Below are 23945 nucleotides of genomic sequence, written 5' to 3'. Positions count from 1 at the left end.
GTAACTGTGGAACCGTGCACGAAGACTTCGAACGCTGCTACCGGGCCGTCCAGTCCAAGGACGCCCGCTTCGACGGCTGGTTCGTCACGGCCGTGCTGACGACCCGGATCTATTGCCGGCCCAGCTGCCCGGTGCGGCCGCCCTTCGCCCGCAACGTGCGGTTCTATCCGACCGCGGCGACCGCGCAGAAAGCGGGATTCCGCGCGTGCAAGCGATGCCGGCCCGACGCGTCTCCTGGATCCCCCGAATGGAACATGCGCGGCGACGTCGTCGCGCGCACCATGCGGCTCATCGCGGACGGCACGGTGGACCGGGAAGGTGTAGGAGGACTCGCGGGCCGCCTCGGTTACACGACCCGCCAGCTGGAGCGCCTCCTGCAGGCCGAGGTTGGCGCCGGGCCACTCGCGCTGGCCCGCGCACAACGGGCGCAGACCGCCCGGGTGCTCATCGAGACCACGGACCTGCCGTTCGGCGACGTCGCCTTCGCCGCCGGGTTCTCCAGCATCCGACAGTTCAACGACACCGTGCGTCTGGTGTTCGAAATCACGCCGACCGCGTTGCGCAAACGCGCGGCGGCGCGGTCGGCGCCGGACGCCAATTCGCCTGGGGCGCTGTGCCTCCGGCTACCGGCGCGCACGCCGTTCGCCTACGAGGGCGTATTCGGTCACCTGGCGGCCGGCATGGTGCCCGGGTGTGAGGAGGTCCGCGACGGTGCCTACCGGCGCAGCCTTCGGCTGCCCCGGGGCAGCGCCGTCGTGACGCTAATGCCGGCCGTCGACCATGTGCGCTGCCAACTGGCGCTGGACGACTTCCGCGACCTCACCACCGCGATCGCCCGCTGCCGGCGGCTGCTGGACCTCGACGCCGACCCCGAAGCCGTGGTCGACGCGCTGACCACCGACCCCGAGCTGGCGCCCGTGGTGAAAAAGGCTCCGGGGCAACGGATTCCGCGCACCGTCGACGAGGCCGAGCTCGCCGTGCGCGCCGTGCTCGGCCAACAGGTCTCGACCAAGGCGGCGAGAACCCACGCCGGCAGGCTGGTGGCGGCCTACGGGAGGCTCATCAAGGATCCCGCGGGCGCATTGACCCACACCTTCCCGTCGGTCGACGAGCTGGCCGAGATCGATCCCGTCCACCTGGCGGTGCCGAAGGGCCGCCGACGGACCCTCACCGCGCTGATCGCGGGACTTGCCGACGGCAGCATCGCCCTGGACGCGGGCAGCGATTGGAACAGCGCCCGCGCGCAGCTGCTGGCGCTGCCCGGTGTCGGCCCCTGGACCGCGGAGGTGATCGCGATGCGCGCCCTGGGCGACCCGGACGCCTTTCCCGCCAGCGACCTCGGACTGCGGTTGGCCGCAAAGGAACTTGGACTGCCCGACGATCAGCGAAAGCTCATCGAGCGCAGCGCCCGATGGCGGCCCTGGCGCTCGTACGCCACCCAGCATTTGTGGACCACCCTCGAGCATCCGGTAAACCATTGGCCGCCCAAGTCTGTGGGGGAAGTCGCATGATCCGCTACTGCACGATCGACAGCCCGATCGGATTCCTCACCCTGGCCGGGCACGGCTCGGTGCTGACGAATCTGCGGATGGTCGACCAGACCTACGAACCCGACCGCGCCGACTGGTCGCCCGATCCACAGGCCTTCGGCGACGCCGTCGAGCAACTGAACGCGTATTTCGCCGGCGAGCTCACCGAGTTCGACGTCGAACTCGAGCTGGGCGGCACCGAATTCCAGCGGCGGGTATGGAATGCGCTGCTGACGATCCCGTACGGCGAGACCCGTTCCTATGGGGAAATCGCCGACCAGATCGGGTCCCCGGGATCCGCGCGGGCCGTCGGCTGGGCCAACGGCCACAATCCGATCGCCATCGTCGTCCCCTGCCACCGGGTGATCGGCGCCAACGGGAGCCTGACCGGCTTCGGCGGCGGGCTCGACCGGAAGCGCTCGCTGCTCGAACTGGAAAAGCGGAGCGAGAATTTGACGTTATTCGATTAATAGCGAATGCAAAAACGCCCCCGTTGCCGGGGGCGTTTTTGTATATGTTCGGCGGTGTCCTACTTTTCCACCCGAGTGGGCAGTATCATTGGCGCTGACAGGCTTAGCTTCCGGGTTCGGGATGGGACCGGGCGTTTCCCTGTCGCTGTGGCCGCCGTAACTCTATTTAAATGTATTGGTGGGGGGTGTGGCGCGCCACGACATTTCTGTCAGGCGCTGGAATGTGGTTGCGAATTGTGTTTGGTAAGTTTTCGGCCGGTTAGTGCCAGTTCCCTACACCCATTGCTGGGCTTCTAGGTCTGGCCTATCGAACCCGTGTTCTGCGGGGGGCCTTATCCCTCTAAAAGGGTGAGAAACCTGATCTTGGAGAAGGTTTCCCGCTTAGATGCTTTCAGCGGTTATCCTGTCCGAACGTAGCTATCCAGCGGTGCCCCTGGTGGGACAACTGGTGCACTAGAGGTTCGTCCGTCCCGGTCCTCTCGTACTAGGGACAGGTTTCCTCAAGTTTCTGACGCGCGCGGCGGATAGAGACCGAACTGTCTCACGACGTTCTAAACCCAGCTCGCGTGCCGCTTTAATGGGCGAACAGCCCAACCCTTGGGACCTGCTCCAGCCCCAGGATGCGACGAGCCGACATCGAGGTGCCAAACCATCCCGTCGATATGGACTCTTGGGGAAGATCAGCCTGTTATCCCCGGGGTACCTTTTATCCGTTGAGCGACACCCCTTCCACTCGGGGGTGCCGGATCACTAATCCCGACTTTCGTCCCTGCTTGACTTGTAAGTCTCGCAGTCAAGCTCCCTTGTGCATTTACACTCAACACCTGATTGCCGTCCAGGTTGAGGGAACCTTTGGGCGCCTCCGTTACATTTTAGGAGGCAACCGCCCCAGTTAAACTACCCGCCAGGCACTGTCCGTGAACCCGATAAGGGTTCGACGTTAGGTGTCCAATACGATCAGAGTGGTATTTCAACAACGACTCCGCCCCAACTGGCGTTGGGGTTTCACAGTCTCCCACCTATCCTACACAAACCGTACCGAACACCAATACCAAGTTGTAGTGAAGGTCCCGGGGTCTTTTCGTCCTGCCGCGCGTAACGAGCATCTTTACTCGTAGTGCAATTTCGCCGAGTCTATGGTTGAGACAGTCGAGAAGTCGTTACGCCATTCGTGCAGGTCGGAACTTACCCGACAAGGAATTTCGCTACCTTAGGATGGTTATAGTTACCACCGCCGTTTACTGGGGCTTAAATTCTCCGCTTCACCTTGCGGTTAACGGGTCCTCTTAACCTTCCAGCACCGGGCAGGCGTCAGTCCGTATACATCGTCTTGCGACTTCGCACGGACCTGTGTTTTTAGTAAACAGTCGCTTCTCGCTGGTTTCTGCGACCGGATCCCGCTCCCAGCGCAAGGCTGTTCACGGTGTTCCGGCCCCCCTTCTCCCGAAGTTACGGGGGCATTTTGCCGAGTTCCTTAACCATAGTTATCTCGTACGCCTCGGTATGCTCTACCTGACCACCTGTGTCGGTTTGGGGTACGGGCCGTGTGTGTGCTCGCTAGAGGCTTTTCTTGGCAGCAGAGGATCACCGAATTCGCCTCAATCGGCTATGCATCACCTCTCAGGAATATGAGCGACGGATTTGCCTATCGCTCTCCCTACAGGTTTGCCCCAGTATTACCACTGACTGGTACGGCTACCTTCCTGCGTCACCCCATTGCTTGACTACTACCAATCCGGGTCCCACGCAGCCGGCGATCTTCGCACCCCGAAGGGATTGATAGACCACCTTTTGGGTGGTTAGCAGAATTGATTCATCACGGGCGCCCACACACGGGTACGGGAATATCAACCCGTTGTCCATCGACTACGCCTGTCGGCCTCGCCTTAGGTCCCGACTCACCCTGGGCGGACTGGCCTGGCCCAGGAACCCTTGGTCTTACGGCGGGCAAGGTTCTCACTTGCCTTATCGCTACTCATGCCTGCATTCTCACTCCCCCACCCTCCACCACCGGTCACCCGGTAGCTTCGCTGAATGGGGGACGCTCCCCTACCCAACCTTGCGGTTGTCGCGGCTTCGGCGGTGTGCTTGAGCCCCGCTACATTATCGGCGCACAATCACTTGACCAGTGAGCTATTACGCACTCTTTCAAGGGTGGCTGCTTCTAAGCCAACCTCCTGGTTGTCTCTGCGACTGCACATCCTTTCCCACTTAGCACACGCTTTGGGGCCTTAGCCGGCGATCTGGGCTGTTTCCCTTTCGACGTACGGAGCTTATCCCCCGCCGTCTCACTGCCACGCTATACACCACGGCATTCGGAGTTTGGCTGACGTCAGTAACCTAGTAGGGCCCATCGGCCATCCAGTAGCTCTACCTCCGTGGTGAAACACGCAACGCTGCACCTAAATGCATTTCGGGGAGAACCAGCTATCACGGAGTTTGATTGGCCTTTCACCCCTACCCACAACTCATCCCCTCAGTCTTCAACCTAAGTGGGTTCGGGCCTCCACGCGGTCTTACCCGCGCTTCACCCTGGCCATGGGTAGATCACTCCGCTTCGGGTCCAGAACACGCCACTACACCCCAAAGGGGATGCGCCCTATTCAGACTCGCTTTCGCTGCGGCTACCCCACACGGGTTAACCTCGCGACGTGTCCCTGACTCGCAGGCTCATTCTTCAAAAGGCACGCCATCACCCCACGAGGAGGCTCTGACGGATTGTAGGCACACGGTTTCAGGTACTCTTTCACTCCCCTCCCGGGGTACTTTTCACCATTCCCTCACGGTACTAATCCGCTATCGGTCATCGAGAAGTATTTAGGCTTACCGGGTGGTCCCGGCAGATTCACAGCAGATTCCACGGGCCCGCTGCTACTCGGGAGTTGATACAAGGTAGGTGCCGAGCTTTCGCGTACCGGGCTCTCACCGTCTATGGCGGACCATCCCAGGCCACTTCCGCTAACTACGACACTTTCTGACTACCTCCCAGCCAGGTAGAGCTGAGACGTATCAATCCCACAACCCCGCACACACAACCCCTACCCGGTATCGCATGCGTGCGGTTTAGCCATGTTCCGCGTTCGCTCGCCACTACTGACGGAATCACAATTGTTTTCTTCTCCTACGGGTACTGAGATGTTTCACTTCCCCGCGTTCCCTCCCGCACCCTATATATTCAGATGCGGGTAACACGACATCACTCGTGCTGGGTTTCCCCATTCGGAAATCCTCGGATCAACGCTCGGTTGACAGCTCCCCGAGGCATATCGCAGCCTCCCACGTCCTTCATCGGCTCTCGATGCCAAGGCATCCACCATGCGCCCTTAAGCACTTACAAAACACAAAAACCAAAGAAAAATTACACATTTCAACGAATCCGCCGCACTCCATTTCGGAGGCAACGCATTCGTTTAGATGCTCGCAACCACTATCCAGTTCTCAAACACCACACCCCACCACCAAGATGGGGGGACAAGCACTCAATCGATCCGAGTGTTGCCTCAGGGCCCAATAGTGTGTCTGGCAATCATTTGCTGTTGCGCACCCGGCCCCGCCCACTACAGGCGAGAACCCCTCACGGCTTGCACCCCACCAATTGGGGTGCTTTTCGTGGTGCTCCTTAGAAAGGAGGTGATCCAGCCGCACCTTCCGGTACGGCTACCTTGTTACGACTTCGTCCCAATCGCCGATCCCACCTTCGACAGCTCCCTCCCAAAGGGTTAGGCCACTGGCTTCGGGTGTTACCGACTTTCATGACGTGACGGGCGGTGTGTACAAGGCCCGGGAACGTATTCACCGCAGCGTTGCTGATCTGCGATTACTAGCGACTCCGACTTCACGGGGTCGAGTTGCAGACCCCGATCCGAACTGAGACCGGCTTTAAAAGGATTCGCTTAACCTTGCGGCATCGCAGCCCTTTGTACCGGCCATTGTAGCATGTGTGAAGCCCTGGACATAAGGGGCATGATGACTTGACGTCATCCCCACCTTCCTCCGAGTTGACCCCGGCAGTCTCTCACGAGTCCCCGCCATTACGCGCTGGCAACATGAGACAAGGGTTGCGCTCGTTGCGGGACTTAACCCAACATCTCACGACACGAGCTGACGACAGCCATGCACCACCTGCACACAGGCCACAAGGGAACCGACATCTCTGCCGGCGTCCTGTGCATGTCAAACCCAGGTAAGGTTCTTCGCGTTGCATCGAATTAATCCACATGCTCCGCCGCTTGTGCGGGCCCCCGTCAATTCCTTTGAGTTTTAGCCTTGCGGCCGTACTCCCCAGGCGGGGTACTTAATGCGTTAGCTACGGCACGGATCCCAAGGAAGGAAACCCACACCTAGTACCCACCGTTTACGGCGTGGACTACCAGGGTATCTAATCCTGTTCGCTCCCCACGCTTTCGCTCCTCAGCGTCAGTTACTGCCCAGAGACCCGCCTTCGCCACCGGTGTTCCTCCTGATATCTGCGCATTCCACCGCTACACCAGGAATTCCAGTCTCCCCTGCAGTACTCCAGTCTGCCCGTATCGCCCGCACGCTCACAGTTAAGCCGTGAGATTTCACGAACAACGCGACAAACCACCTACGAGCTCTTTACGCCCAGTAATTCCGGACAACGCTCGCACCCTACGTATTACCGCGGCTGCTGGCACGTAGTTGGCCGGTGCTTCTTCTGCAGGTACCGTCACTTGCGCTTCGTCCCTGCTGAAAGAGGTTTACAACCCGAAGGCCGTCATCCCCCACGCGGCGTCGCTGCATCAGGCTTGCGCCCATTGTGCAATATTCCCCACTGCTGCCTCCCGTAGGAGTCTGGGCCGTATCTCAGTCCCAGTGTGGCCGGACACCCTCTCAGGCCGGCTACCCGTCGTCGCCTTGGTAGGCCGTCACCCCACCAACAAGCTGATAGGCCGCGGGCCCATCCCACACCGCAAAAGCTTTCCACCCCAAGGCATGCGCCTCGGGGTCCTATCCGGTATTAGACCCAGTTTCCCAGGCTTATCCCGAAGTGCAGGGCAGATTACCCACGTGTTACTCACCCGTTCGCCACTCGAGTACCCCCGAAGGGGCCTTTCCGTTCGACTTGCATGTGTTAAGCACGCCGCCAGCGTTCGTCCTGAGCCAGGATCAAACTCTCCAAACAAAAACCCCTCGATAACGAGGTGAATTTACAATCAGAGAAAATCTGACCTAACAAAAGACACCAATATTACTGGCATCAAAAAACGACCATACCCACACACGGGGGGTGCAAGTATGGTCAAAAACAACAACAAAATAAAAAGACCAAACACACTATTGAGTTCTCAAACAACACTCACGCTTGTTTTCGCCCGCTTCCGGGCAACCCTGCCAGCTTAATACCGGTCTGGCGGAGGCGTCAAGCCCCAGTTTTGGCCATCTCATTGTGGTGACCGCTGCGGGGCAGCCGTGCCAGGCTAGTACCGATCCGGCGAGGGAGTCAAGCCCCGGTTTCGGCCATCTTCGTGAGGTGACCGCCCTTGTGGGGCACTGACTTTGACTACTCTACCCGCTCGATCTCCGCTCCCAAAATCGCGAGGTTTTCCACGAACAACGGGTAGCCGCGATCGATGTGAAAGACGTCGTGAACCTCGGTATCGCCGTCGGCGACCAGCCCCGCCAGCACCAGGCCGGCGCCGGCCCGGATGTCCGAACACCAGACCGGGGCGCTGGACAGTTGCGGCAGGCCACGCACGACGGCGTGGTGCCCGTCGGTGCGCGCGTCGGCGCCCAGCCGGATCATCTCCTCGACGAACCGGAACCGCGCCTCGAACACGTTCTCGGTGATCATCGAGGTGCCGTCGGCGATCGACGCCAGCGCGATGGCCATGGGCTGCAGGTCGGTCGGAAACCCAGGGAACGGCAAGGTCGCCACGTTGACGGCCTTCGGGCGCTCGTACTGGGCGACCCGGAAGCTGTTGTCGGTCTGGGTGACGGTCGCGCCGGCGTCGTGCAGCTTGTGCAGCACCACCTGCAGGTGGGCCGGGTCGACGCCGGTGACCTCGATGTCGCCGCGGGTCATCGCGGCGGCGATGCCCCACGTGGCGGCGACGATGCGGTCCCCGATCACGCGGTGCTCGGTGGGGTGCAGTCGCGGGACGCCGGTGATCGTCATGGTCGGCGAACCGGCGCCCTCGATCTGCGCGCCCATCTGGTTGAGCATCGTGCACAGGTCCACCACGTCGGGTTCGCGCGCCGCGTTGTGGATCGTGGTGACTCCCTCCGCCACGACGGCGGCCATCAGAATGTTCTCGGTGGCGCCGACGGAGGGGAACTCCAACTGAATTTCCGCGCCGCGCAACGTTTCTGCCTGAGCAACCACGCACCCGTGCTCGATGTTGCACTGCGCGCCCAGCTGCCGCAGGCCGGCCTGATGCATGTCCAGCGGCCGGGAACCGATCGCGTCGCCGCCCGGCAGCGCGACCCTGGCGCGCTTGCACCGGCCGACAAGTGGCCCGAGCACGCAGACGGAGGCGCGGAACTGTCGCACTGCGGCGAAGTCGGCGTCGTACTTGGGTTCGTCGGGCGAGGTGATGCGGGCGACGTCGCCGTCGAGTTCGACGGTGGCACCGAGGCCGCGCAACACCTCCGCCATCAGCGGGACGTCGAGGATGTCCGGGCAGTTGGTGATGGTGCTGGTGCCCTCGGCCAGCAGAGTCGCCGCCATCAGCTTGAGCACGCTGTTCTTGGCACCCCCCACAGCGACTTCGCCTGACAACCGAGTGCCGCCGGTCACCACGAATCGCTCAGCCACCCGCGTCAGTCTAGTGAAGCGGTATCGGCTTGTCAGTCAGCCGGGCGCCGCATGCCGAGTACCGTTTGGCCCATGGCGATACACCTGACCCGCATCTATACCCGGACCGGCGACGACGGAACGACGGGATTGAGCGATTTCTCACGGGTCTCCAAAAACGACCCCCGCCTGGTGGCGTACGCGGACTGCGACGAGGCCAACTCCGCGATCGGCGTCGCGATCGCCCTCGGCCAACCCGACGAGGAGATCGCCGGTGTGCTGCGCCAGATCCAGAACGACTTGTTCGACGCCGGTGCGGATCTGTCCACCCCCGTGGTGGAGAACCCCGAACATCCCCCGCTGCGGGTCGCCCAGTCCTACGTCGATCGGCTCGAGGCGTGGTGTGACAAATATAACGAGCCCCTGCCGGCGCTGAATTCCTTTGTGCTGCCCGGTGGTTCGCCATTGTCGGCGCTGTTGCACGTCGCCCGCACCGTGGTGCGGCGGGCCGAGCGCTCGGCGTGGTCGGCGCTCGATTCCCACCCGGACGGGGTCAGCGTGCTGCCGGCCAAATACCTCAACCGGCTGTCGGACCTGCTGTTCATCCTGGCGAGGGCAGCCAACCCCGGCGGGGACGTGCTGTGGCGGCCCGGCGGCGGCGCGGCGAACGCGTAGGTGGCATCGGGTCTGCGCACAGATCGCAATTCGGGCGAAAACGACGCTCTCACCGCAGTTTCGACGTCGCTCGGCGCTAAACGCTGCGGCGGCGGGCGCGCGGTGAGGGCCGCGACTCCAGCCAGGATAAGAACGCGGTCAGCGCGCCCTTGTCGAGCGCGAGCTCGTAACCCGACCGGCGGTCCTGCGTCGTGTCACGCAGCTCCAGCACGACGATCTCGTCGGTCATGATGTCGAACTCGTCGCCGCGCGGGGCACGCCGGGCGACGATCTCCACGCCGCGCCGGCTGAGGCGGCGGTCCGGCCACAACCGCAAACTGGACAGCCGGTAGAACGCGGCCTCGCCACCGCGGTACCGGATCACCCCGTGCCGCCAACCATGACCGCCGACGGCGGGGATGTCCCGCATGATTCCCGCGGTTCCGCCCTGGCGCAGCTTCAACAGCCGATAGCTCAGCGCGAGGACTGCGGCGCCTAACAACACGACGAGCACGACCATGCCGATCATGGGCGCGCTCATCGGCAATTAGTCGATCGCGCCGACGGCGCGCAGTCTGGCGCGCCCCCTGGCGGCAATGCGGGGATCGTCGGACTCGGCGTCCTCCCGGGCCGAACTCTCGTCGATCTCCGACTCGAACTCCGCGGATTCGGCAAGGACTGTGACGGTCTCCTCGGTGACCGACAGGAACCCGCCGTCCACCGCGATCCGCAGGTCGTCCTCGCCTTCGCGTTCGACACGAACCATGGCGTCGTCAACCAACTGCGCCACCAGCGGGATGTGCCGGGGCAGGATCCCGATCTCGCCGACGGTGGTGCGGGTGAACAGGAACGTTGCCTCACCCGACCAGATCTTCCGGTCGACGGCGACTATCTCAACGTTCAATTCGGCCATACCACTGTGCCTTTCGACTCATGCCCTCAGGAATCGAGCTTGGCGCCGAAGCTTTCGGCTTTCTTGGCCAGGTCGTCGAGGCCACCGATCAGGAAGAAGGCTTGCTCGGGGATGTGGTCGAAGTCGCCCTTGGTCAGCTTGTCGAACGCCTCGATGGTCTCCTTCACCGGCACCGTGGAACCCGGCTGACCGGTGAACTGCTCGGCCGCCATCATGTTCTGCGACAGGAACCGCTCGATGCGCCGCGCCCGGTTGACCAGCTGCTTGTCCTCTTCGGACAGCTCGTCGATGCCGAGGATGGCGATGATGTCCTGAAGGTCCTTGTAGCGCTGCAGGATTCGGATGACTTCCTGCGCCACCCGGTAGTGCTCGTCGCCGACCACACCGGGGTCGAGGATGGTCGAGCTCGACGCCAGCGGGTCCACCGCGGGGAAGATGCCCTTGGAGAACACCGAACGCGACAGCTCGGTGGTGGCGTCCAGGTGCGCGAACGTCGTCGCGGGCGCCGGGTCGGTGTAGTCGTCCGCGGGCACGTAAACCGCTTGCATCGACGTGATCGAGCGCCCACGCGTCGAGGTGATCCGCTCCTGCAGCTCGCCCATCTCGTCGGCCAGGGTGGGCTGGTAGCCCACCGCCGACGGCATGCGGCCGAGCAGGGTCGACACCTCGGAGCCCGCCTGGGTGAACCGGAAGATGTTGTCGATGAACAGCAGCACGTCCTGGCCCGCCTCGTCGCGGAACCACTCCGCCATCGTCAGCGCCGACAGCGCCACCCGCATACGGGTGCCGGGCGGCTCGTCCATCTGACCGAACACCAGCGCGGTGTCCTTGAGCACGTCGGCTTCCTTGAGCTCGACCCACAGGTCGTTGCCCTCGCGGGTGCGCTCGCCCACCCCGGCGAAAACCGAAGTACCACCGAAGTTTCGGGCGATGCGGTTGATCATCTCCTGGATGAGCACCGTCTTGCCGACGCCGGCACCGCCGAACAGGGCGATCTTGCCGCCGCGGACGTACGGGGTCAGCAGGTCGACGACCTTCAGGCCGGTCTCGAGCATCTCGGTACGCGGCTCGAGCTCCTCGAAGGCCGGCGGCTTGCGGTGGATCGACCAGTGGTCGAATTCCTCGCCGTAGCCCGGCTTGTCCAGGCAGTCGCCCAGGGCGTTGAAGACGTGGCCCTTGACGCCCTCACCGACCGGCACCGAAATCGAGTTGCCGGTGTCGGTGACCTCCACGCCGCGCACCAGGCCATCGGTGGGCTGCAGGGAGATCGTGCGAACCAGGTTGTCGCCCAAGTGCTGTGCGACCTCCAGCGTGAGCGTCTTCTTGAGCTCCTCGAAGGTGATGTCGGCGTGCAGCGCGTTGAACAGGTCGGGCACGGAGCCGCGCGGGAACTCGACGTCGACGACCGGACCGGTGACGCGCACGACGCGGCCGCTGGTGTCGGTGTCTTTCGAGTCTTTGGTCTTCTCGTCAGTAGCAGTCATGTCTCTTCTTCCTCGTGTGCTACTTAGCGTCCGCGAGCGCGTTTGCGCCGCCGACGATTTCGCTGATCTCCTGGGTGATCTGGGCCTGCCGCTCGCGGTTCGCCATCAGCGTCAGTTCTTTGATGAGGTCGTCCGCGTTGTCGGTGGCCGACTTCATCGCACGTTGGCGTGACGCCAGCTCCGACGCCGCCGCTTCCAGCAGCGCCGCGTACACGCGGGTGGTGAGGTACCGCGGCAGCAGCGCCTCGAACAGCGTCGTCGCGTCCGGCTCGAAGGAGTACAGGGTGTGCAGTTCCTCTTCTTCCTCGACGTACTCCACCACCAGTGGGGCGATGCGGTGCGCCACCGCCGTTTGCGACATCATCGACTTGAACTCCGAGTAGACGATGTGCAGTTCATCGACGCCCCGGTCGTCGTCGGACAGCTGATCCTCGTCGTCCCCGGTGCCCTTCATAAAGGTGTCGACCAGGGTGGTGGCGATCTCCGCGGCGTTTTCGTACTGGGGTTGCTCGGAGAAACCCGCCCACGACTCGGTGATGTCCCAGTTGCGGAATTTGAAGTAGTTCTGCGCCTTACGGCCCACCGTGTACAGAACCGGCGTCTTTCCCTCCTCCCTCAGCAGGGAGAACAGCTCCTCGGAGCGACGAAAGACGCTGGAGTTGTACGCGCCGCACAGGCCCCGGTCGGAGGACACCACCAGGACGCCGGCCCGCGTCGGGTTTTCCCGCTCGACCAGCAGGGGGTGGTCCAGCGCCGCTTCGGCGGACAGGGTGGTGAGCGTCGCGGTGATCTGGAATGCGTACGGGCGCGCGGATTCCAGCCGTGCCTGCGCCTTACCGATGCGCGAGGTCGCGATCATCTCCTGGGCCTTGGTGATCTTTTTGATCGACCCGGCCGATCGGATCCGGCCGCGCAGTTCGCGAAGTGTGGCCGCCATTGTTAGCTACTTCTTGTCCTTCTTGGAGTCCTTGGATTCCTTCTTCGGCTTTTCCTTCTTGACTTGCACCGACTCCTTTTCGAGGTCTTCCTCGTCCAGCGCCTCGACGTGCTCGTCGGGCACCACTGATCCGCCGTCGGAGGCCGCGAAGCCCTTCTTGAACTTCTTGATGATCTCGGTCAGCTCGTTTTCGCCCTCTTCCGAGAGCTTCTGGCTGTCCCGGATGCCGGCCAGGAACTTCTCCTCGGAAGCCCGCATGTGGTCCAGCAACTCGGTTTCGAACCGCCTGACGTCCTCGACGGGCACCGAGTCCAGGTGGCCGCCGGTGCCCAGGAAGATCGAGACCACCTGCTCCTCGACCGGCATGGGCTGGTACTGCCGCTGCTTGAGCAGTTCGACCAGCCGCTCGCCGCGCTCCAGCTGCGCCTTGGATGTGGCGTCCAGGTCGGATGCAAACGCGGCGAAGGACTCCAGTTCGCGGTACTGCGACAGGTCCAGACGCAGCGAGCCGGCCACCTCTTTCATCGCCTTGATCTGCGCCGCGCCACCCACGCGGGACACCGATACACCGACGTTGATCGCTGGCCGGACACCCTGGTTGAACAGGTCGGACTCTAAGAAGCACTGTCCGTCGGTGATCGAGATGACGTTGGTGGGGATGTAGGCCGAGATGTCGTTGGCCTTGGTCTCGATGATCGGCAGGCCCGTCAGCGAACCGCCGCCGAGGTCGTCGGACAGCTTGGCGCAGCGCTCCAGCAACCGCGAGTGCAGGTAGAAGACGTCGCCCGGGTACGCCTCGCGGCCCGGCGGGCGGCGCAGCAGCAGCGAGATCGCGCGGTACGCCTCGGCCTGCTTGGAAAGGTCGTCGAAGACGATCAGCACGTGCTTGCCGTCGTACATCCAGTGCTGCGCGATCGCCGAACCCGTGTAGGGCGCAAGCCATTTGAAGCCCGCCGAGTCCGACGCGGGCGCGGCGACGATGGTGGTGTAGTCCATCGCGCCGCCCTCGTCGAGCGCGCGGCGGACGGCCGCGATCGTGGTGCCCTTCTGCCCGATGGCCACGTACACGCAGCGCACCTGCTTGCGCTCGTCGCCCGACTCCCAGTTCTGGCGCTGGTTGAGGATGGTGTCGATGCAGACCGCGGTCTTGCCGGTCTTGCGGTCGCCGATGATCAGCTGGCGCTGCCCGCGGCCGATCGGGGTCATCGCGTCGATGGCCTTAATCCCGGTCTGCAGCGGCTCTTTCACGCCCTGGCGCTGCACCACCGACGGCGCCTGGATTTCCAGGGCGCGCCGGATGTCGGTGTCGATGTCGCCGCGCCCGTCGATCGGCTGGCCCAGCGGGTTGACGACGCGGCCCAGGAACGCGTCGCCGACGGGGACCGACAACACCTCGCCGGTGCGCTTGACCTGTTGTCCCTCTTCGATTTTCTCGAAGTCACCCAGGATGACCGCACCGATGCTGTGCTCGTCCAGGTTGAGCGCGACGCCGAGGACCCCGCCCGGGAACTCGAGCAGCTCCTGGGTCATCACGGAGGGCAAACCTTCGACGTGCGCGATGCCGTCGCCGGCGTCGACGACGGTACCGACCTCCTCGCGCGCGGTGTCGGCGGTGAAAGAGCCTACGTATTCCTCGATGGCGCTTTGGATGTCGTCAGCCGAGATTGTCAAGTCTGCCATGGCTTTTCGTCTTCCTACTTGATCTTCGTTCGCATGCTGTTGTGATGGTGTGGTCAGTCGGGCAACTGGGCCTTCGCCGCGGCCAGCCGAGACGAGAGCGTCCCGTCGATCACCTCGTCGGCCACGGCGATCAACAGGCCGCCCAGCAACTCGGGATCGATCTGCAGCTGCACCGACACCGGATGGTCGTAGATGCGGCTGAGGACCTCGGTGACACGGGTGCGTTGGGCGTCGGTGAGCTCGGCCGCCGCGCCGACCTGCGCGACGATCTCGCCCCGGCGCGCCACCGCGACCTGCGCCAAGAACTTCATGGCCTCCTCGGCCGGTTCGCCCCTCAGCAGCTCGACGGTCTGGCTTAGCAGCGCCCGCGCGACCGGGTTGACCCTGCCGCTGGCGCTGGCAAGCACCTTGCGCAGCAACTCAACTCGTCCCTCGGCGGGAGACGCGTAGTCGCCCAACAGGATGGACAGTCGCGGCTGCGCGTCGAGGATGCGCGCGAACCGGAACAGCTGCTCTTCGACCTCGCTGACGCGGTCCTCGCGTTCGGCGACCTCCAGCAGCGCCTGTCGCGAGATGTGCTCGATGGCGTCGATCAGATCGGAGTTGGCCGACCAACGCTCGGAAACGGCCGCCCGCAGCACGTCCAGCGTGGCGTCGCTGACCTTGCCGGACACCAGGCGCTCGATCAGCCGGACCCGGGGCGCCGCGTCTTCGGCCGGGTCGGTGAGGTACCGGGTGACGACGATTTCGCGGTCCAGCATCTTGGCCACCGACACCAGCTCGGCGGAAAGCTTGGAAAGCGCATTGTTGTCAAGGTTTTTGGCGATGGTGCCGAATCGACCCGACAGGCTGCCCAGCGCCTCGCGGCTGGCGGAGCGCATCTTCGTCATCAGCGGGTACGCCACCTCGGCGGCGGCGGGCGCCATGGCTTCGAGATCGTCCAGGAACCGGTCGACGGTCGCCGACTGCTGGTCGGGGTCGGCGACGAAACTGCGCACCAACTCCCCTGCCTGGCGCACGGATTCGTACCCGAGCTCGAGGCGAAGCTGACGGGTCAGCTGCGCCCGCAGCAGCTCGGCCTGGCGCGCGCCCTGCGCCGCGATGCGTTCGGCCTCGACGCCGGCCTGCGCCTGCAACTGCTCCGTGATGCGTTCCGCGTCGGCGCGGGCTTCCTCGACCACCCGTTCGGCCTCTTCCTTGGCCGCCTCGACCGCCTTGCTGTGAGCGGTGGTCGACTCGGTCAGCCGGTCGGCGGCCGCGGCCGAATCGGCCAACTGCTGGCGCACCAAATCCTGCCGGGCGGCCATCATCCTGCGCACCGGCGGCACGGCGTACCGCCACACCAGCGCGACGATGACCGCGAACCCGAGCAACTGTCCGAGAAAAGTCGACATCAGCTTTACCTTGTCGCGGCGGAGGTTGTGACGTCGACGCCGAGGATCCGGCTGGCCAGGGTCGCCGACATGGTTCCGACGTTGGCGCGCAGATCCAACTCCACGGCGTCCCGTTCCCGTTTGAGTTGCTCGGAGGCCAGTTGCACCGTCGCCATCACTTCTTGCTCGGCGCGGGCCCGCGCGTCCTCGATGACCTTGCGGCCTTCGGCGCGGGCGTTGTCACGGAAGGCCGACGCCTGCACGCGGGCCTCCTTCATGGCTTCTTCGTAATCGGCCTGGGCGGCTTCGAACTGCTCCGCCGACTTCTTGTTGTCGGCAACGGTCTTGGCAACCATGGCGTCGCGTTCGCGCAGCACCTTGAGGATCGGCGGCACCACGAAGGTGCCGATGACGCCGAGCACGATGAGGAAGATGGCGAGCACGAAGAAGAACGTGCCGTTGGGGACAAGGAAGTTGCTGCCCCCCTTGCCTCCCTCGGCGACCACCTGGCCGGCGGCGAGCACCATGGGGTTCGGGTCACCCATCACAGCGAACTACGTGACGGGCGTGGCGAATACGAACAACGCCATGAACGCCAGGTTGATGAAGTAGGCCGCCTCAACCAGACCGACGGTGATGAAGAACGGCGTGAACAGCCGGCCCTGCGCCTCGGGTTGCCGGGCGATGCCCGAAACCAGCGCGTTACCGGCGATACCGTCACCGATACCGGCTCCGATCGCGCCGCCGCCCATGATGATCCCACCGCCGATGAGGGCACCGGCAGCGATAGTGGGGTCCATTCTTTCCTCCTTTATCCAGCTCTATCTGTTGGCTTATCTGGCTGGGCTAGTCATGGTGATCCTCCAGCTCCATGGCCTGGCTGAAGTACAAGATCGTCAGGATCGAGAAGATGAAGGCCTGGATCGCCCCGACGAACAGGTCGAACGACTTCCAGATCGCGTTGGGCAACCACATGATGTAGGGCGGGAAGAGCGCGATCAGCGCCACCAGGATGCCGCCCGCGAAGATGTTCCCAAAGAGCCGGAGCGACAACGAGATCGGCTTCGCCAATTCTTCGACCAGGTTGATCGGCGCCAGGAACGCCACGTGCCCCTTGAGCACCTTGAGCGGGTGACCGACGATGCCCCGGCGCCAGATGCCCGCGATGTGGTAGCAGACGAAGACGAAAAGGGCCAGCGCCAGAACGTAATTGATGTCCGCCGCGGCCGACTTGAGCAACTCGGTGGTGTGGCCGGACTTGTCCGTGTACTGCAGCGGCAGCACCGACAGCCAGTTCGAGATCAGGATGAAGATGAAGATGGTGACGGCCAGCGGCAGCACGAACGGCGCGATCCGCATCCCGATGGCGCTCTCGATCTGGTTGCGCATCTGGATGGTGAGCGCCTCCCAAAACAGTTGCACCCCACTGGGAACGCCACTCGACGTGATCTTGGAGCGCAGGAAGAACGCCAGGGCGATCACAATCACGCCGGCTATCGCGGTCGACAGCACGGTGTCGGTGTTGACGGTCAGGCCCAGCCACGTCGCGGTGGTGTGTTCGCCGACCTCGATCTGGGAACCGGCCAGGATCGTCTCAGTCATCGCTGGTGCTCCTTCCGTCCGGCCCGTCCGGGCCCAGGGCCGCGGCCGGCTCCCCCGTGCGCAGTTTCTTGTAGACCGGCACCGCGGTCGACACGACCAGGAGCACCTGGAAGAGCGCCAGGCCGAACATCGCGCCTAAGCCGTTCGGCCGGAAAACGTAGGCAATGACCAACGCGATGACGGTGATAATCGCCAGTCGGGTCGCCGAATTGAGTGCCATCGAGCTTTTCAGTGGATGCTCTTTCGCGGTGATCGACGCGACCGAACGCCGGACCAACAATGCGTTGAGCAAACCCAGTAGCAACCCGACACCGAAGAACACGCCGAGCATGAGGCGACCCGACAATCCCGCGGCGAGCATCGCGAGCGCGGTGACCGCGACGCTGATCGCCAACAGCCGAACCGGACGGAAAGCAACAGAGGGGAACACCAACGGCGCGTCCTGCGCTGGTGTCGTCACTGCAGCACCTCAATCCCAGGTAGTAAAGCGGGGAACCCTCGACCGACCGATCGGTGGCCCGCCGAGCGTATCGCACGTCACGCTGGAATCACCCAAGGGGTAGCTCCCTTTGTCGGTCGTGAGTCGGCGCGCTCGGACAAGCGTCCCAAGGGCCGGCTGGCCGGCAACCCTCAAGGTCTCTTTTTGGGGTTCTACCTGCACCGTACCATACGACGGGCACCACTACTACTGGGTGTCGTAGCCCTCGTCTAGTCCACGTCCGAGTAGTCGTCGCGGCGGCGCAGGAGCGGGATCGCCGTCGCCACGCCGGCGACCACGATCGCCCCCAGCATCACCGCGCCGGTGTCGCGCGGGTTGAAAAAGATTGTGCTGGCGGCGCCGAACGCGACAATGCCCACCCATAAATAGATGAGCAGCACCACCCGGCGATGCGAATGGCCAATCTGCAGCAACCGGTGATGCAGGTGCATCTTGTCCGGGCTGAATGCGCTGCGACCCGCGCGGGTGCGACGCACGATCGCCAGCAACAGGTCGAGCATCGGCACGAAAATCACGGCCGCCACCAGCAGGAACGGTGACAGCAGAGCAAACACGTCACGGGCGCCGTAGGCGTTCTGCGAAACCGGGCCCGCCGCAGTCGTCGCGGCCGCGGAGATCATCAGGCCGATAAGCATCGAGCCGGAATCGCCCATGAAGATCCTGGCCCGGTGGAAGTTGTGCGGCAGGAAGCCGAGGCAGGCGCCCGCCAATACCACCGAGATCACCGCGGGCGGATAGAACAGCACGTCGCCGCCGTGGTCGCGCAGCAGGCCGACCGAGAACAGGCAGATCGCCATCGCCATGATGAGCCCCAGCCCGGCGGCCAGCCCGTCGAGCCCGTCGACGAAGTTCATCGCGTTGACGACCGACACCGTCAGCGCCAGGGTCAGCAGGATCGACGACGCCTGGTCCAACACGATCGTGCCGACGCCGCCGATCGGGATGTACAGCACGCTCCAGGCGACGCCCATGGTGACCAGCACGCTGGCCGCGGTGATCTGGCCGGCGAACTTGGTCAGGGCGTCCAGGCCCCAGCGGTCATCGATCAGGCCGATGCCGACGATCACCGCGGCGGCCACCAGGACAGCGGGCATGCCGGTGGAGTAGACGAAGCCGCGGGTGAGCGCAGGCAGCTGCCAGGCCAGGAAGACGGCCGAGATCACGCCGAGGAACATCGCCAGCCCGCCCATGCGTGGGGTGGGGGTCACGTGCACGTCGCGTTCCCGCGGATAGGCGACCGCGCCCAGCCGGGTGGCCAGGACGCGCACCGGTCCGGTCGCGAAGTACGTGACGATGGCGGCGGTCAGCCCGACCACCGCCAGCTCGCGCAGCGGGACGCCGGTGCCGCGATCGGACAGGGCGAGCAGACCACCGGCAAGGCTGGACACCAACGAAACCGTACTGCACCCGGCTGAGACGGGATTGACGGCGCTCGCGCTAGGCGATCAGGCCGGCCGGGTCCATGCCGAGGACTTCGGCGATCCGCTCGGCGCTGACCGGGCCGGCCCGCAGGATGCGAGGGGTGTCCCCCGTCAGGTCGACGATCGTGGAGGCGGCCTGCTGCTGCGAACGCCCCGCGTCGAGATAGACGTCCACTAGATCGCCGAGCTGATCGCGGGCCTCGTTGGCGTCGACAGCGGGCGGGCGGCCGGAGACGTTGGCACTGGACACCGCCATCGGCCCCACCTCGCGCAGCAACTCGATGGCCACCGGGTGCAGCGGCATCCGGAGCATCACCGTGCCGCGGGCATCGCCGAGGTCCCAATGCAACGACGGCGCCTGCGTCACCACCAGACTCAGCGCGCCCGGCCAGAAGGCGCGGATCAGGTCGCGCGCCCCCTCGGGCATCGTGTAGACCAGGCCCTCGATGGTGTGCCAGGAGCCGACGAGCACACCCACCGGCATGTCCCGGCCCCGGCCCTTGGCCGCGAGCAGCGCGGCCACCGCGGTGCTGTCGAAGGCGTCGGCGCCGATCCCGTACACGGTGTCGGTCGGCAACACGACGAGCCGGCCGTTCTTGACCGCACCCGCCGCCGACGCGATTCCGACCGAACGCTGGTCGGGATCGCCGCAGTCGAACACGGTGGTCAACGGGGCCCCCTTCGCGCCGTCACGAACCTCGGCCGCCCGGAGAGATCCCGGCGGGCCTCGATATCCTCGAAAAGCCCTGTGGCCCCGATCAATTCGACTGTTCGCGCCGACGTGGTGTCGTCGTGCTCGACGGCGAACATGCCGGTCGGGCGCAGCCAGCGTCCGGCGAGTCGGACGACGGCGGTGATGACCGCCATCCCGTCCGGCCCGCCGAATACCGCGTGCGGCGGATCATGTTGGGCCACTTCGGCTTCCACCGCGTGGTCGTCGGGAACATAGGGCGGGTTGGCCACCACGAGGTCGACTTGTCCGTCCAGCTCGGACAGCAATCCGGGGGCGGTCACGTCGGCGCGCATGAGTTCCACGACGGTGTCCGCCGCGTTGCGGCGCGCGTACGTGAGGGCCGCCTGGGAGTCGTCGATGCCGATCACTCGGGCGGCGGGGCGGTGGTGGGCCAGCGCCACGGCCAAGGCGCCGGATCCGGTGCACAGGTCGACGATCACGGGCCGCGCCGGGAGCGGTTGTGCGGTGGCCCATTCCAGCATGGCCTCGGTCTCCGGGCGCGGGATGAACACGCCGGGGCCGACCTGCAGCGTCACCGGACCGAACGCCGCCGTCCCGGTGAGATGCTGCAGCGGCACCCGCTGCGAGCGCGCTTGCACGATCTCGCGGTAGCGCCCGAAGAATTCGTCGCCCGGCGACTCGAGCAGGGTCAGCCGTCCGCGTTCGGTGCCGGTCAGGTGGGCGGCCAGCTCCTCGGCGTCGTAACGCGCGGAATCGATTCCGGCTTCGGCCAGTTGCGCTGTCGCCGAGTCGATCGCGGTACGTAGGGCCGTCATGCCTGTTGCAGCCTCGATTGCTTGTCGGCCGCGCTCAGCGCGTCGAACAGCGCGTCGAGGTCTCCGTCGAGCACCTGGTCGAGATTGTGGGCCTTGAAACCGATCCGGTGGTCGGTGATCCGGTTCTCGGGGAAGTTGTAGGTGCGGATCCGTTCGCTGCGGTCCACGGTGCGGACCTGGCTGGCGCGGTCGGCCGACGCGTCGGCCAGCGCCTTTTCCTCCGCGAGGGCCTGTAATCGGGCAGCCAGCACCTGCATGGCGCGGGCCTTGTTCTGTAGCTGTGACCGTTCGTTCTGACAGGTGACGACGATGCCGGTGGGCAGGTGGGTGATCCGCACCGCCGAGTCGGTGGTGTTGACGCCCTGGCCGCCCTTGCCGGACGAGCGGTAGACGTCGATGCGCAGGTCCGACTCGTCGATCTGCACCTCGCCGACTTCCTCGGGCTCGGGGTAGACCAGCACGCCCGCGGCCGAAGTGTGAACGCGGCCTTGGGATTCGGTCACAGGGACGCGCTGCACGCGGTGGACCCCGCCCTCGAACTTCATCCGTGACCACACGCCGTCGGCCGAGTCGCCCTTGCTGGTGATGCTCAGCGTCGCGTCCTTGTAACCGCCCAGATCCGAGGTGGTTTCGTCCAGCACCGTGACGTTCCAGCCGTGCCGCTCGGCGTAGCGGATGTACATGCGGGCCAGGTCGGCGGCGAACAGCGCCGATTCCTCGCCGCCCTCACCGGATTTCACCTCGAGCACGATGTCGTCGGCGTCATGGGGGTCCCGCGGCGCCAGCATGTCGGTGAGCTGGGTGTCCAGTTCGGCCACCTTGGCCTCGAGCTCGGTGACCTCGTCGGCGAAGGATTCGTCGTCGGCGGCCAGCTCGCGGGCGGTCTCCAGGTCGCCGCGCGCGGCCTCCAGCTTGCGGTATGTGCCGACGATCGGGGCCACTCGCGCGAATCGGCGTCCGGCTTTGCGCGCCTCGTCGGGGTTGCTGTGCAGTTCGGGGTCGGCCAGCCGCTTCTCGAGCTCGGCGTGTTCGGCGAGCAACACGTCGATGGTCTGCACCGGCTTCGTCATGTCACACCTCCTGCCCCGGACACAAACCGACGCCCGGCCTGTGCAGACTCGCACAGTTCGGGCGTCGGTAAGCCAGCTATTTGTCGGTCGACTCGGCCGAGTCGGCCGCGGCCTTGCGCTTGCCGTAGCGCTTCTCGAAGCGGGCCACCCGGCCGCCGCTGTCGAGGATCTTCTGCTTGCCCGTGTAGAAGGGGTGGCACTGCGAGCAGACCTCGACGTGAATCTGACCGCCGGCCTTGGTGCTGCGGGTGGTGAAGGTGTTCCCGCACCCGCAGTGCACGGTGGTCTCGCCGTACGCGGGATGAATGTCAGCTTTCATGATGTCCTCTTCGATCGTTTGCCGCCCGGACCGGGCGCGAACTCCGGGAACCTGATCTGGTCCTGGGTTAGTCGACCCCCGATTATGCCAGGTCAACCTACATCAGCCCAAACAGCGAGCTGGTCGCCCGCATTCCCGGCTGCTCAGGGCCGCGACGCGGCGCGATAGACGCGGCTTCTTGCGTCGCGGGTCCACACCACGCCGCCGCCGGGGGCCGTGCCCAGCGCGCTGAGCTCGCGTTTGAGGATCTTGTTGGTCGCCGTGGTCGGCAACCGGTCGGCGAGCCAGACGTAGCGGGGCCACGCCTTGGGCGACAGGTCGGGCTGATCGGCCAGGAACCTGCCCAATTCCTCCGGTGTCAGCTCCGCGCCGTCGGCCAGCACGATCGCCGCCATCACCTGGTCGCCGGAGTGTTCGTCGGGCACCGCGTACACCGCGACGTGGCTGACCGGTGCCAACCGCTCCAAGATCCGCTCGATGGGGGCCGTGGTCATGTTTTCCCCGTCGACGCGCAACCAGTCGCCGCTGCGCCCGGCGAAATAGAGCCAGCCGTCGGCGTCTTTGTAGGCGAGGTCGCCGGACCAGAACATGCCGTGTCGCAGCCGCGCGTCGGTGGCCTCGGAGTCGTTGTAGTAGCCGGCGAACAGCCCGGCGCCGGTGGTGTTGACCAGCTCCCCGATCGCCTCGTCGGGGTTGGTCAGGGCGCCGTCGCGGAAGGTGGCGGGCGGGCACTCGGCCAACGTGTCGGGGTTGTAGACGGCGACCCCGGGGAAGCCGCGGCCCAGCGACCCGGGCGGGCAGCCGTCCTCGCGGGTGATGACGATCGCGCCCTCGGTGGAGCCGAAGCCGTCCCACACCGTGCAGTCGAATCGCCTGCTGAACTCGGCGATGTCCCGATCGCTCGCCTCGTTGCCGACCGCGACCCGCAGCGGGTTGTCGTGGTCGTCGGGTCGCTCCGGCGTGGCCAGCACGAAGGCCAGCGGCTTGCCGACGTAGTTCATGAAGGTGGCCCCGTACCGGCGCAGGTCGTCCAGCAGCCCGGACGCCGAGAACGTCGCGGGGGCCATGGCCGCGCCGGTGGACACCGCCACGCTCCACCCGGCATATAGCGCGTTCGCGTGAAACAGCGGCATGGACAGGTAGCAGACGTCGGAGGCGTCGAGCCCGAACCGTCCGACCAGCGTTGCCCCGGCGAACAGCACGACGAGGTGGGTGACCCGCACGGCCTTCGGGTCGCCGCTGGTGCCGGAGGTGAACAGCATCATGAAGGTGTCGGTCGGCGCGACCTCGCGATGCGGCGTCAGGGGGCCGGCGCCGCCCAGCAGCGCGCGCCACGGCTCGGCAGACACGTCGAAGACCCGGACACCGGGCAGGTCGAGGCCGTTCAGCAGGCCCTGGTGCGCCGGATCGGTGAGCAGGATCTGGCAGTCGGCGCGGGCGATGTCGCCGGCCAGCGCGGCGCCGCGGCGGGTGTCGTTGATGCCGCACAGCACGTAGCCGCCGAGCGCCGCCGACGCCATGGCCGTGAGCATCTCGGGGGTGTTGCCCAGCAGGGCGCCCACGTGCAGCGGACGGTCCGGATCGGCGATCCGGATGACGGCGGCCCCGGTGGTGGCGGCGTCGGCCAGGTGCTCACGCCAGGTCCAGACACGCTCGCCGTACTTCAGCGCCGGCGTGTCCTGGTCCAGCCGCTCGCGAAGCAGTTGCTGCAGCGTGTCCGCCACAGCTTGG

General features: G+C 65.2%; 20 protein-coding genes and 3 rRNA genes. 3 read left to right on the top strand and 20 right to left on the bottom strand.

All coding sequences use genetic code 11. The features are described from left to right. Positions 1 to 14 precede the first annotated feature (14 nt). Together AWB92_RS01505 and AWB92_RS01500 are read left to right on the top strand one after the other, a co-directional pair. Positions 15 to 1511: a DNA-3-methyladenine glycosylase 2 family protein gene (locus tag AWB92_RS01505; RefSeq protein ID WP_085183753.1), complete on the top strand. Its 1497-nt coding sequence runs from the start codon at positions 15 to 17 to the stop codon at positions 1509 to 1511. Continuing rightward, the gene (locus AWB92_RS01500; RefSeq protein WP_085183752.1) at positions 1508 to 1999 is read left to right on the top strand and encodes a methylated-DNA--[protein]-cysteine S-methyltransferase; all 492 of its coding nucleotides are present in this window, start codon (positions 1508 to 1510) and stop codon (positions 1997 to 1999) included. The genes AWB92_RS01505 and AWB92_RS01500 overlap by 4 nt, the downstream gene beginning before the upstream one ends. Before the next feature lie 46 nt (positions 2000 to 2045). Here AWB92_RS01500 and rrf read toward each other — a convergent pair. The 4 genes from rrf to murA form a co-directional block, all read right to left on the bottom strand. Further along, a 5S ribosomal RNA gene (gene rrf, locus AWB92_RS01495) occupies positions 2046 to 2158 on the bottom strand. 80 nt (positions 2159 to 2238) lie between these two features. Next, positions 2239 to 5336: ribosomal RNA gene (locus tag AWB92_RS01490) — 23S ribosomal RNA — on the bottom strand. A 286-nt stretch (positions 5337 to 5622) separates the two neighbouring features. Further along, positions 5623 to 7142, bottom strand: a 16S ribosomal RNA gene (locus AWB92_RS01485). The 16S, 23S and 5S rRNA genes sit together here, the layout of an rRNA operon. Before the next feature lie 378 nt (positions 7143 to 7520). Then, on the bottom strand, positions 7521 to 8774 hold the full coding sequence (gene murA, locus AWB92_RS01480) for a UDP-N-acetylglucosamine 1-carboxyvinyltransferase (protein WP_068104755.1): 1254 nt from the start codon (positions 8772 to 8774) through the stop codon (positions 7521 to 7523). Between the two features lie 72 nt (positions 8775 to 8846). Here murA and AWB92_RS01475 point away from each other — a divergent pair, with 72 nt between their 5' ends. After that, positions 8847 to 9428, top strand: a complete 582-nt coding sequence (locus AWB92_RS01475; protein WP_085183751.1) for a cob(I)yrinic acid a,c-diamide adenosyltransferase — start codon at positions 8847 to 8849, stop codon at positions 9426 to 9428. Positions 9429 to 9504: 76 nt separating this feature from the next. On the opposite strand, the gene AWB92_RS01470 is transcribed toward AWB92_RS01475, so the two are convergent. The 16 genes from AWB92_RS01470 to fadD1 all read right to left on the bottom strand — a co-directional run bounded on the left by AWB92_RS01470 (position 9505) and on the right by fadD1 (position 23938). After that, positions 9505 to 9948 carry a DUF2550 domain-containing protein gene (locus tag AWB92_RS01470; protein WP_068104757.1) on the bottom strand — a complete coding sequence of 148 codons (444 nt, stop codon included), beginning with the start codon at positions 9946 to 9948 and terminating at the stop codon, positions 9505 to 9507. A gap of 6 nt (positions 9949 to 9954) precedes the next feature. Beyond that, positions 9955 to 10320, bottom strand: a complete 366-nt coding sequence (locus AWB92_RS01465) for a F0F1 ATP synthase subunit epsilon (protein WP_068104759.1) — start codon at positions 10318 to 10320, stop codon at positions 9955 to 9957. Positions 10321 to 10346: 26 nt separating this feature from the next. After that, positions 10347 to 11804, bottom strand: a complete 1458-nt coding sequence (atpD, locus tag AWB92_RS01460; protein WP_068104760.1) for a F0F1 ATP synthase subunit beta — start codon at positions 11802 to 11804, stop codon at positions 10347 to 10349. 19 nt (positions 11805 to 11823) lie between these two features. Beyond that, positions 11824 to 12741, bottom strand: coding sequence for a F0F1 ATP synthase subunit gamma (locus AWB92_RS01455; RefSeq protein WP_068104761.1), 918 nt, complete (start codon positions 12739 to 12741; stop codon positions 11824 to 11826). A 6-nt stretch (positions 12742 to 12747) separates the two neighbouring features. Further along, positions 12748 to 14421: a F0F1 ATP synthase subunit alpha gene (gene atpA, locus AWB92_RS01450; RefSeq protein ID WP_085183750.1), complete on the bottom strand. Its 1674-nt coding sequence runs from the start codon at positions 14419 to 14421 to the stop codon at positions 12748 to 12750. A gap of 53 nt (positions 14422 to 14474) precedes the next feature. Then, complete coding sequence (locus AWB92_RS01445; RefSeq protein ID WP_085183749.1) at positions 14475 to 15815, bottom strand: F0F1 ATP synthase subunit B/delta; 1341 nt, start codon at positions 15813 to 15815, stop codon at positions 14475 to 14477. Positions 15816 to 15820: 5 nt separating this feature from the next. Next, positions 15821 to 16339, bottom strand: a complete 519-nt coding sequence (locus tag AWB92_RS01440) for a F0F1 ATP synthase subunit B (RefSeq protein ID WP_068104764.1) — start codon at positions 16337 to 16339, stop codon at positions 15821 to 15823. A 9-nt stretch (positions 16340 to 16348) separates the two neighbouring features. Then, the gene (locus AWB92_RS01435) at positions 16349 to 16594 is read right to left on the bottom strand and encodes a F0F1 ATP synthase subunit C (protein WP_066928722.1); all 246 of its coding nucleotides are present in this window, start codon (positions 16592 to 16594) and stop codon (positions 16349 to 16351) included. A gap of 46 nt (positions 16595 to 16640) precedes the next feature. Next, on the bottom strand, positions 16641 to 17396 hold the full coding sequence (atpB, locus tag AWB92_RS01430; RefSeq protein WP_068177976.1) for a F0F1 ATP synthase subunit A: 756 nt from the start codon (positions 17394 to 17396) through the stop codon (positions 16641 to 16643). After that, positions 17389 to 17856, bottom strand: a complete 468-nt coding sequence (locus AWB92_RS01425; protein WP_085183748.1) for an ATP synthase subunit I — start codon at positions 17854 to 17856, stop codon at positions 17389 to 17391. Before AWB92_RS01425 ends, atpB begins: the two co-directional genes overlap by 8 nt. Positions 17857 to 18104: 248 nt before the next feature. After that, positions 18105 to 19286 (bottom strand): MraY family glycosyltransferase, encoded by a 1182-nt coding sequence (locus tag AWB92_RS01420; protein WP_173817323.1) that lies wholly within the window; start codon positions 19284 to 19286, stop codon positions 18105 to 18107. 46 nt (positions 19287 to 19332) lie between these two features. Then, positions 19333 to 19986, bottom strand: a complete 654-nt coding sequence (locus AWB92_RS01415) for an L-threonylcarbamoyladenylate synthase (RefSeq protein WP_085183747.1) — start codon at positions 19984 to 19986, stop codon at positions 19333 to 19335. Then, on the bottom strand, positions 19983 to 20825 hold the full coding sequence (prmC, locus tag AWB92_RS01410; protein WP_085183746.1) for a peptide chain release factor N(5)-glutamine methyltransferase: 843 nt from the start codon (positions 20823 to 20825) through the stop codon (positions 19983 to 19985). Before prmC ends, AWB92_RS01415 begins: the two co-directional genes overlap by 4 nt. Then, positions 20822 to 21895, bottom strand: a complete 1074-nt coding sequence (gene prfA / locus AWB92_RS01405; RefSeq protein ID WP_085183745.1) for a peptide chain release factor 1 — start codon at positions 21893 to 21895, stop codon at positions 20822 to 20824. Before prfA ends, prmC begins: the two co-directional genes overlap by 4 nt. A 76-nt stretch (positions 21896 to 21971) precedes the next feature. Further along, positions 21972 to 22214, bottom strand: a complete 243-nt coding sequence (gene rpmE / locus AWB92_RS01400) for a 50S ribosomal protein L31 (RefSeq protein ID WP_085183744.1) — start codon at positions 22212 to 22214, stop codon at positions 21972 to 21974. 143 nt (positions 22215 to 22357) lie between these two features. Then, complete coding sequence (gene fadD1 / locus AWB92_RS01395; RefSeq protein WP_085183743.1) at positions 22358 to 23938, bottom strand: fatty-acid--CoA ligase FadD1; 1581 nt, start codon at positions 23936 to 23938, stop codon at positions 22358 to 22360. Positions 23939 to 23945: the final 7 nt, after the last annotated feature.

This window comes from Mycobacterium sp. IEC1808, assembly GCF_002101935.1.
GTDB lineage: Bacteria > Actinomycetota > Actinomycetes > Mycobacteriales > Mycobacteriaceae > Mycobacterium.
Note: the sequence above shows the minus strand (reverse complement) of the source record. Positions and strands in the feature narration are given on the sequence as shown.

Coding starts and splice junctions, on each gene's coding strand:
- AWB92_RS01475 (WP_085183751.1), top strand. CDS start 8,847: ATGGCGATACACCTGACCCGCATCTATACCCGGACCGGCGACGACGGA.
- atpA (WP_085183750.1), bottom strand. CDS start 14,421: ATGGCAGACTTGACAATCTCGGCTGACGACATCCAAAGCGCCATCGAG.
- prmC (WP_085183746.1), bottom strand. CDS start 20,825: ATGACGGCCCTACGTACCGCGATCGACTCGGCGACAGCGCAACTGGCC.
- rpmE (WP_085183744.1), bottom strand. CDS start 22,214: ATGAAAGCTGACATTCATCCCGCGTACGGCGAGACCACCGTGCACTGC.
- atpD (WP_068104760.1), bottom strand. CDS start 11,804: ATGACTGCTACTGACGAGAAGACCAAAGACTCGAAAGACACCGACACC.
- AWB92_RS01500 (WP_085183752.1), top strand. CDS start 1,508: ATGATCCGCTACTGCACGATCGACAGCCCGATCGGATTCCTCACCCTG.
- AWB92_RS01445 (WP_085183749.1), bottom strand. CDS start 15,815: ATGTCGACTTTTCTCGGACAGTTGCTCGGGTTCGCGGTCATCGTCGCG.
- AWB92_RS01465 (WP_068104759.1), bottom strand. CDS start 10,320: ATGGCCGAATTGAACGTTGAGATAGTCGCCGTCGACCGGAAGATCTGG.
- prfA (WP_085183745.1), bottom strand. CDS start 21,895: ATGACGAAGCCGGTGCAGACCATCGACGTGTTGCTCGCCGAACACGCC.
- AWB92_RS01440 (WP_068104764.1), bottom strand. CDS start 16,339: ATGGGTGACCCGAACCCCATGGTGCTCGCCGCCGGCCAGGTGGTCGCC.
- atpB (WP_068177976.1), bottom strand. CDS start 17,396: ATGACTGAGACGATCCTGGCCGGTTCCCAGATCGAGGTCGGCGAACAC.
- AWB92_RS01435 (WP_066928722.1), bottom strand. CDS start 16,594: ATGGACCCCACTATCGCTGCCGGTGCCCTCATCGGCGGTGGGATCATC.
- AWB92_RS01455 (WP_068104761.1), bottom strand. CDS start 12,741: ATGGCGGCCACACTTCGCGAACTGCGCGGCCGGATCCGATCGGCCGGG.
- AWB92_RS01470 (WP_068104757.1), bottom strand. CDS start 9,948: ATGAGCGCGCCCATGATCGGCATGGTCGTGCTCGTCGTGTTGTTAGGC.